The organism is Arthrobacter sp. 2YAF22_2, from assembly GCF_052114645.1.
Lineage (GTDB): Bacteria > Actinomycetota > Actinomycetes > Actinomycetales > Micrococcaceae > Arthrobacter.
The window spans coordinates 1-7,704 of record NZ_JBFRFD010000131.1 but is presented as its reverse complement, the minus strand read 5'-3'; the positions used below and the strand labels follow the sequence as shown (position 1 = coordinate 7,704).

At 66.8% G+C, this 7,704-nt stretch carries 7 protein-coding genes; 3 read left to right on the top strand and 4 right to left on the bottom strand.

Features of this window, described 5'->3' with window-relative positions; genetic code table 11:
- Nucleotides 1-285: 285 nt before the first annotated feature.
- The 4 genes from AB4Y86_RS07480 to AB4Y86_RS07465 form a co-directional block, all read right to left on the bottom strand.
- On the bottom strand, nucleotides 286-753 hold the full coding sequence (locus tag AB4Y86_RS07480) for a hypothetical protein (RefSeq protein WP_441401502.1): 468 nt from the start codon (nucleotides 751-753) through the stop codon (nucleotides 286-288).
- 278 nt (nucleotides 754-1,031) lie between these two features.
- The gene (locus AB4Y86_RS07475) at nucleotides 1,032-1,235 is read right to left on the bottom strand and encodes a cold-shock protein (RefSeq protein ID WP_066274236.1); all 204 of its coding nucleotides are present in this window, start codon (nucleotides 1,233-1,235) and stop codon (nucleotides 1,032-1,034) included.
- Nucleotides 1,236-1,473: 238 nt separating this feature from the next.
- Nucleotides 1,474-2,628, bottom strand: a complete 1,155-nt coding sequence (locus AB4Y86_RS07470) for a DUF6226 family protein (RefSeq protein WP_441401500.1) — start codon at nucleotides 2,626-2,628, stop codon at nucleotides 1,474-1,476.
- Between the two features lie 93 nt (nucleotides 2,629-2,721).
- Nucleotides 2,722-3,933 (bottom strand): acyltransferase family protein, encoded by a 1,212-nt coding sequence (locus tag AB4Y86_RS07465; RefSeq protein ID WP_441401498.1) that lies wholly within the window; start codon nucleotides 3,931-3,933, stop codon nucleotides 2,722-2,724.
- Nucleotides 3,934-4,299: 366 nt separating this feature from the next.
- Between AB4Y86_RS07465 and AB4Y86_RS07460 the strand changes: the two genes are divergently transcribed.
- The 3 genes from AB4Y86_RS07460 to AB4Y86_RS07450 form a co-directional block, all read left to right on the top strand.
- Nucleotides 4,300-5,637 carry an MFS transporter gene (locus AB4Y86_RS07460; RefSeq protein ID WP_441401496.1) on the top strand — a complete coding sequence of 446 codons (1,338 nt, stop codon included), beginning with the start codon at nucleotides 4,300-4,302 and terminating at the stop codon, nucleotides 5,635-5,637.
- A 153-nt stretch (nucleotides 5,638-5,790) separates the two neighbouring features.
- Nucleotides 5,791-6,870 (top strand): tellurite resistance/C4-dicarboxylate transporter family protein, encoded by a 1,080-nt coding sequence (locus AB4Y86_RS07455; RefSeq protein ID WP_441401494.1) that lies wholly within the window; start codon nucleotides 5,791-5,793, stop codon nucleotides 6,868-6,870.
- Nucleotides 6,871-7,229: 359 nt separating this feature from the next.
- A partial coding sequence (locus AB4Y86_RS07450; protein WP_441401492.1) for an FAD-binding oxidoreductase occupies nucleotides 7,230-7,704 on the top strand: 475 nt, incomplete at its 3' end.

Here is a 7,704-nt window from a genome sequence, read left to right as displayed (position 1 = left end):
GAGGCATGCCGACGCCGTAACCGCCGGAYGGCGTCGCGGTGACCACCGCTAACAAACCAGCCGGTCCTGCCCGGGATGTCCGTGAAGGGCCGGCTCGCCTGTGCGGGGTCGCGCCGGAAAAGCTAGCGGGACCATAACGACGCCGGGAGGCTCCGGTTCGCCGACGCGTACGGAACGCGCGTGGCAGGTTGCCTCCTTCCAGGGTTCGGGAGACCGCGTTCGCGGACCGGCTCGGCGGGCGGGGCCGACCGACGTCGACGTCGTTCTCAGGCTGAGCGCTCCCGCTTACCGCGCCGCGGCGGTGTCCACGAAGGGGACCTGGTCGGAGTACTGCTGGTAGAGCTTCACCGCCTCGTCGATGTCGATGTGCCCGATATCCAGCGAGACGGCGAGGCCCTCGAGCTGGGCGTTGCAGGTTTCCGCGGCGCTGACACGGTCCGCGACGGAGCGGGAGGTGGCGAAGTTGGTCGACAGGGCCGCGGCGACCGAGAGGATCACGGCGAGCAGGCACAGCACCCGCCACACGATCGAGTCGTCGCCAAGCGCGAAGATGCGGCCCAGGGCCTCGGTGAACTTGGTGCCGCCCACCGCGGGCCCGGCGGTGAGCACGGCGGCCAGGGCGCTGCCCACGATACTGACGTTGGAGAGCCGGTTCCGGCGGGGTCGTTCGCGGGCCAGGTAGGCGCGGATGGCCTGCCGTTTGTCGTCAATCAGGGTGGACAGCCGCTGCCGCGCCTCTGGTGATTCGCTCATGATCCGATCCCAGCTTCCCTCGCCGATCCTTGGGTCCGGTGGGCTGGCCAACGCGGACACCAACAGGATGCTCCCGCGCGTGTGGGGTGTCTAGAGTGAGCGCCGTCCAGAGTGCGCGCCACCCCAACTGACTCGCAGTAGGTGCCGTTTTGAAGGCTCAAAACGGCACCTACTGCGAGTTACTTGGGCGCGGACTGGCACACCCGGCTTAAACAAAAGCAGGGCCCGTCCGAAGACGGGCCCTGCTCGAAACCTAACGGTCCCGCAGCTCTAAAGAATTAGAGCGACTGGATGTTTACGGCCTGGGGACCCTTGGGGCCCTGCTCGGTTTCGAAGGAAACCTTCTGGTTCTCTTCGAGGGAGCGGAAGCCGGAAGAGGCGATCGCGGAGTAGTGTGCGAAGACATCCTGTGAGGAGTCATCGGGGGAAATGAAGCCGAAGCCCTTTTCAGCGTTAAACCATTTGACGGTACCAGTAGCCATTATTTTTGTCCTTCGTGAAGGTGGAGGAACTGTCCCGACTTTCGGGTCCTCCTGTTTGGGGTGCTCAAAACCGCTGCTTCAGAAGAACGCGGACTTTCGACCGCGCGTACTGCCTGAACTACGAACTGCATAAACACAACAACAGGATCAACAGTACAGGAGATTTCCGGAGAAGATTACCACCGGGCTGGGAGACGGCCGACGACGGCCGACCAGCACCGCCGTTTGGCGCCCGACGTCAATGCCGCGGCGGCCACGCAGCCCAGCCGCCGGTCACCTGCCGCAGCCGGCGCTCCGCCGCCTCAAGGCGGGAAGGGTCTACCGGGCCAGGTTCGCCCTGCCCGCTTTCGAAGCCGGAGCCGTCGACGGCGGTGACCGCGTACTCGCTCCACCGGCGGCGGCCCACCGGGTAGCGTTCGCTGTACCCGCCTGCGGCGACCGCGAGCGCCAGCCGCTCCAGCCGGTCCGCGGCGGTCTCGGCCGTTTCGTCGCACGCATCGCAGCCGCAGACCGGAAACGGGAAGTCGTGCAGCACCCCGGCGTGCACCATGATGCCGGGATACCCGGTCCACACAAACGTCAGAGGCGCCGCCCCCGAACTCCGCGGCGTGACCCGCACCGCTCCCCTCACGTCCGAAGCCTCCCGCAGCAGCTCGCCCGCGTGGGCCGGATCCTCGTCAACGTCGACGTCGTACACGGCGGCCAGATGGTCGATCAGGGCGCGGGCGACGTCGTGCAGCCCCGCGAAACGCTCGGGGTGGCTGTCTACGCCGTAGGTGTCCGGGTCGGGACCGTCGGCACCCCACCGCCTGCCGTAGCGGAGGGGCTCCCCCGTGGCGGAATAGAACGTCGACGTCGGCAGGGGTGGCCGGGCGTAGCGGGGCGCGCCCGGCGGCGGGGGTACCGGGACGGGCCGCGCAGCCGGTGAATCGTCCGGTTCGTCCGTGGCCCAATCGGCCAGCTTGGACAGGAGCCCACGGACGGCGTCGTCGTCGGCACTGTCCAACGCGTCGAGCAGTCGGTCGACTTCGAAGCCCGTCTCGCGGTTTCCTACGGTCGACGGGGCGCCCTCATAGGTGGTCCAGTGCGCGTCGGGCCTCAGCCGGACCAGGGCGTTCCCCAAGAAGATGGCTGCCGCTGCGCGGAGGCCGCCGTCGTGGTCGAGGTCGGCGCCGGATGCGCGGAGGAACCGGATGAGCCTGGCGGGATCCGAGGCCAGCTCGTCGGCCGGCTCTCCGCGGCCGGCGTAAAACTCCACGAACGGAGCGYAGCCGCCGACGTGCCGGACCGCCGCCGGAGGGCCGGCCGCTTCCCGGTACAGCGCCACTCCGCGCGGCATGGGCACCGGCAATCCGGTGGGCGGCCCGTCGAAGAAGTCCTCTGCTGTCCCCATACCCGCGATCCTAGTGCGCGGGTCAGCGGAGCAACCGGGTAAGCGACGGCGCGGGCGCTGCAGGTTCCGGGCGCCTGCCCGCAACCTCGCCCCTTACCGCTGCCCCGACCCCGCGTCCGCCAACTCCCGGACGGGCTGAGCCACCGGCGCAGCGGCCGGCTCCGCCACGGCAACGTCCCGCCGGACCCCGCGATCCACAGCGCGTTCCACAGCGCGTCCGACGGCGATCGAGAGCCRCTGGGAGGGCCGTTCCACGTAGCGGTGGAACAGCTCAGCGGCCACGAAGGAGGCGCCGACGGAGACGGCGAGCGCCAGGGGCAGCGAGACCGACCGGAGCAGGGTGACACCGGCCAGGATGATCGGCAGGTGCACCAGGTAGAGGCTGAAGGAGACCCGGCCCAGCCACTGCGCCCCGGCCGTGTCGCCGAGCTTCTTGGCCGGCTCGCACAGCAGGAACACGAGGACGATCAGGGTCGCACCCAGAGTCACGAGCGCCTCGACGCCGAGGATCGGCCGCTCGCGGCTGAACCATTCCGCGTTGGCCAGCAAGAGCCCGGCGGCGGCCACCGGCACCCAGACCGGGCGCGGCCAGGACCGGGTCAGGTCGCGGATCCGCTCGCGCTCGACGCCGAGGACGGCCCCGATGACGAAGATCGGCAGATATGTCAGCCAGTCCACGTGCTGCACTGCGCCCACCACGGCCAGCAGCAGGGCAACCCCGAGCTTCACCAGCCAGAGCCGCCGCCAGCGGAGCGCGATCAACACGTAGACCGGGAGCAGCAGGGAGAACACGACTTCCCACTTCAGCGACCAGAGCGGGGTGTTGATGGTGCTCGCGTTGAGCAGGAGCAGGCCGTCCTTGGCGATCTGCCCCAGGCTCGGGTGGATCACATACATGTCCGCCCAGGAGCTCTGCAGCGGCGACGTCGAGCGCGGAATCAGCGCAATCAGCGCGACCGCCAGGGCCAGGGACGCCCAGGCCGGCAGGTAGAGGCGGAGCAGGCGCTTGGCATAGTACGGCGCCCAGCGGTGGACCGCGCCCGGCCGGGTGAACGGCAGGACCAGGACGAAGCCGGAGAGCACGAAGAAGACGTGGACCGCAGGGGTGCCGTTCCAGAGTAGATGCAGCGGTGAGAACACGGCCCAGGCCTCTTCGCTGCTGAGCGCCTCGGACCGGTCGTTGAAGACCGCTCGTCCAATGGTCGGCAGGGTGGAGAGTACGTGGCAGGCGACCACAACAAGGGCGGCGATCCCGCGCAGCCCATCTAGCTGGGTGACTCGGGTTTGTCTAGACTGATTCGGCATTCACCCCATGTTACCAGTTCGTTATATTGAGTCGGCGGCCGCGGAGTGCACTGCGGCCACGACGTGGGGACGCAACGCCCGGCGTCGTGGTCCCGCCTGGGCAGAACCGTCGGATGCACCGCACCTTCAAGGTCACGCTGAGCAGATTAGTATCTTCAACGTCCTAATGACCGCTCAATAAGTCTTTGGTTAATCACAAGCTGGGGTCCTACTATTCATACGGACCACGTGAGGACCGTCACCGGCGATGGTCATCACTTCTTGGAGAGAGCACTGAGGCTCTCTCTGTAATGCCTTTGATACGAACTTTGGAGCACCATGCCCACCGGCACACAGCCAGCAGTTGACAAGAAACTCTCACCCCAATTGAAGAGAGTCATACTTTCCGGTTATTTGGGAAGTTCGATCGAGTATTACGACTTCCTTCTATACGGGGTTATCGCCAGCCTGGGTGTCTTTTCGAAGGTCTTCTTCGCGGGAGCCGGAGACCTCGGCGGCCTTCTAGCCTCGTTCGCGACCCTCGCGGTGGGCTACATCGCCCGTCCGATCGGCGGGATGATCTTCGGTCACTTTGGAGACAAGGTCGGCCGTAAATCCATGCTCGTAATCACCATGTCCCTCATGGGTGGTGTGAGTGTGCTGATCGGGCTCATTCCCCCGGCCCAGATGATCGGTGTCGCGGCCCCAATCCTCCTGGTAACGCTGCGGGTAGTGCAGGGAATTGCGGTTGGCGGGGAATGGGGAGGCGCAGCATTGCTGGCCCTGGAACATGCACCGAAGGGGCGCCGCGGGTTCGCTTCGAGCATCGCAAACGTCGGCGCTGCCACGGGCACCCTGCTTTCCACCACGATTGTCCTCGCCGTCCGGACCGTCATGACGGATGAACAGTTCTTCGCATGGGGTTGGCGCATTCCCTTCCTGGTCAGTGCCCTGCTCGTGGCTATCGGGCTCTGGGTCCGTCTCTCGGTCCAGGAGTCGCCGCTGTTCAAGGAAATGATGGAAGAAGCAGCGAAGAAGAAGGGTGAGAAGGTCCGTTCCCCGTTGTGGGTTGTGGTGACGAAGTACCCCAAGGCCGTGGCGATCTCGGCGTTCAGTTCGGTTGGGGCATTCGTTTACCTGGCCCTTATGGGTACTTTTGCTCTCTCGATGATGACCAAGAACGGCGTCTCGGTTCCCGACGCGCTGATGGTTCAGGCAGTGGCTGCCATTGTCCACGTGGTCTCAATGCCGTTCTTTGGTGCCCTTTCGGACAAGGTGGGCCGCCGCGCTGTGATTCTGGGTGGCTCAACCGTGGGGCTGGTCTTCGCGTATCCAATRCTCTATGCCTTTAGCACGGGCAATACCTGGCTCTGCCTGGTGGCGCTGCTCATTGGCAACGCGCTGATTCACTCTGCCATCTTCGGGCCCTTGGCCTCATTCATCGCCGAGATGTTCGGCACCGGAAACCGGTACTCCGGCGCTTCGCTGGGTTACCAGTTGGGGTCCACAATCGGATCGGGTTTCGCGCCGCTGATCGCAATCTCGATCCTCGCCACCGGCGGCGGCAACAACTACCCGATGGTGGCACTCTTTGTGGCCGGCGTGTGCCTGATCAGCATCGTGGCAACGTACCTGGCCAAAGAATCCAAGGAGAAGGACCTGGGCGAAACGCTCCCAGAGAAGTCCTCGGAGGACTCCCCGGAAATCCTCGTCAGCAGCCGCTAGCCCGCCCCCGCCAGCCCAGCCCGGCCACCGACGACCTGCTCGGCAACTATCCGCAGGCCCTGACGCACGGCGCACTGGTTCAGGCAGCGCTGCCTTCGCGGGACGCGGCCCGCGAAGGCAGGGGTGAAACCGACAAGTCATAAGCTGGGTGCCATGACCACAGCCACCGACGACCGGAACCGCCCCGGCTCCCGTGTCTCGCAAGCGGTGCAGACCCTCACGCCCGGGTACTTCGCCCTCACGATGGCCAGCGGCATCATCTCGGTGGGGCTCGAGCTCGAAGGTTTCGGCGCACTGTCGGCGGCGCTCCTGGTGGTCTGCGCGGTGTCCTACGCCGTGATCCTGGTGCTCAGCCTGGTGCGCCTGGCGAGGTTCCGCGCGGACGTGCGCCGCGACTTCCTGGACCCCGGCCGGGCGTTCGGCTTCTTCACCTTCATCGCCGGAACGAATGTGCTCGGCGTGCGCCTGGGGATGGCCGGGTGGCCGGGGACGACGGCGGCGCTACTGGCCCTCGCAGTGCTCGCCTGGGTGGTGCTGGGCTACGTTGTGCCGTGGACCGCGGTGCTGGGCCGGGACGAGCGGCCCGTGCTGAAGGACGCCAACGGCTCCTGGTTCATCTGGTGCGTGGCCAGTCAGTCCGTGGCGGTCGGGGCGGCGTCGCTGGAACCCCTCGCCGCGCCGGACTGGCGCGCGGCACTGGCGCTGGTCGCCGTCGTCGCCTGGTCCGTGGGGCTCATCCTGTATGCGGCGGTGGGGATCTTCGTCTCGCTGCGGCTGATGACCTACCCCATCCGGCCCGAGGACCTGCGCCCGTCGTACTTCGTGGCCATGGGCGCCATGGCCATCAGCGTCCTCGCCGGGGCGCGGATCGTCGAAATGGCCGGCGCGCCGATGGTGGACGCAACGCGGGGGCTCGTGGCCGGCTCCTCGGTGGTTTTCTGGGCCTTCGCCTCGTGGCTCTTCCCGGTCCTCCTCGCCGCCGGATGGTGGCGGCACGGAATCCACCGCGTGCCACTGTCCTACGAACCCGGCCTCTGGAGCGTCATCTTCCCGCTGGGCATGTACGCCGTTGCCGGGATCTATCTGGGGCGCGCCGACCAACTTCCCCTGGTGGCGCTGATCGGACGCACGGAACTGTGGCTGGCTGTCGCGGCGTTCCTTGTTACCTTTGCCGCGATGCTGTGGCACCTGTGGGTCACGCTGGTGCGCCCCGGCCGGCGACGCCAGAGGTGACGCCCGCGCCTCCCACAGCGCCGGGCGACAGTTCCCGTCCTCGACGAACGGACAAGGCGGGACCCGCGCGTTAGGTTATTGACCGCCGTTTGGGGCCGGAGTAATTTACCCAGTAGCCGTGCTGTAACCCGTTGGGACGCTGGCTAACCTCGTTTTCTGAAATCACGCCAAGGCAAACCGCGCGACCCTGCTGGTTGCCAAGGTGCATCCGGTCTCCGCCGCTGTGGAAGCCTGCGGCATAGGCTTTTGCCCTCCAAGACGCAGGGCCCCGTCGGCTGCTAAACCAATTACCCGGCACTGCCCCAGTGGCCGTGCCCAGTTGCCCGGGCCTGCCCCGCCCGGGTGAATCGGAGTACACGGTGGACAACAGCTCTTTCCAGGCCCTCCAGGAGAAAGTGCGGGGCCAGGTCATCACCAGCGATCAGGCGGACTACGACACCGCGCGTGCCGTCTTCAACGGAATGATCGACAAACGCCCTGCGGCCATTCTGCGTGTGTCGCAAGTCGCGGACGTCATCGCAGGCGTGAACTTCGCGCGGGACACCGGCCTGGACCTGGCGCTGCGCGGCGGCGGCCACAGCGCGCCCGGGTTCGGGACCTGCGACGGCGGCCTCGTCATCGACTTCACCGACTCCCGGGGCGTGCGCGTGGATCCCGCCAACGGGACAGCACGGGCCGAAGCCGGAGTGACGTGGGCGGACTTCAACCACGCCACGAGCGCATTCGGCCTTGCCACCACCGGAGGCATCATTGGATCAACTGGTGTTGCTGGACTAACTCTCGGCGGAGGCATCGGCTACCTCGCCCGCAAGTACGGGCTCTCGTGTGACAACC

What these genes read in the sequence shown, in the direction of transcription:
- AB4Y86_RS07480 (WP_441401502.1), bottom strand. Translation starts at nt 753, where the DNA reads ATGAGCGAATCACCAGAGGCGCGGCAGCGGCTGTCCACCCTGATTGAC.
- AB4Y86_RS07475 (WP_066274236.1), bottom strand. Translation starts at nt 1,235, where the DNA reads ATGGCTACTGGTACCGTCAAATGGTTTAACGCTGAAAAGGGCTTCGGC.
- AB4Y86_RS07455 (WP_441401494.1), top strand. Translation starts at nt 5,791, where the DNA reads ATGACCACAGCCACCGACGACCGGAACCGCCCCGGCTCCCGTGTCTCG.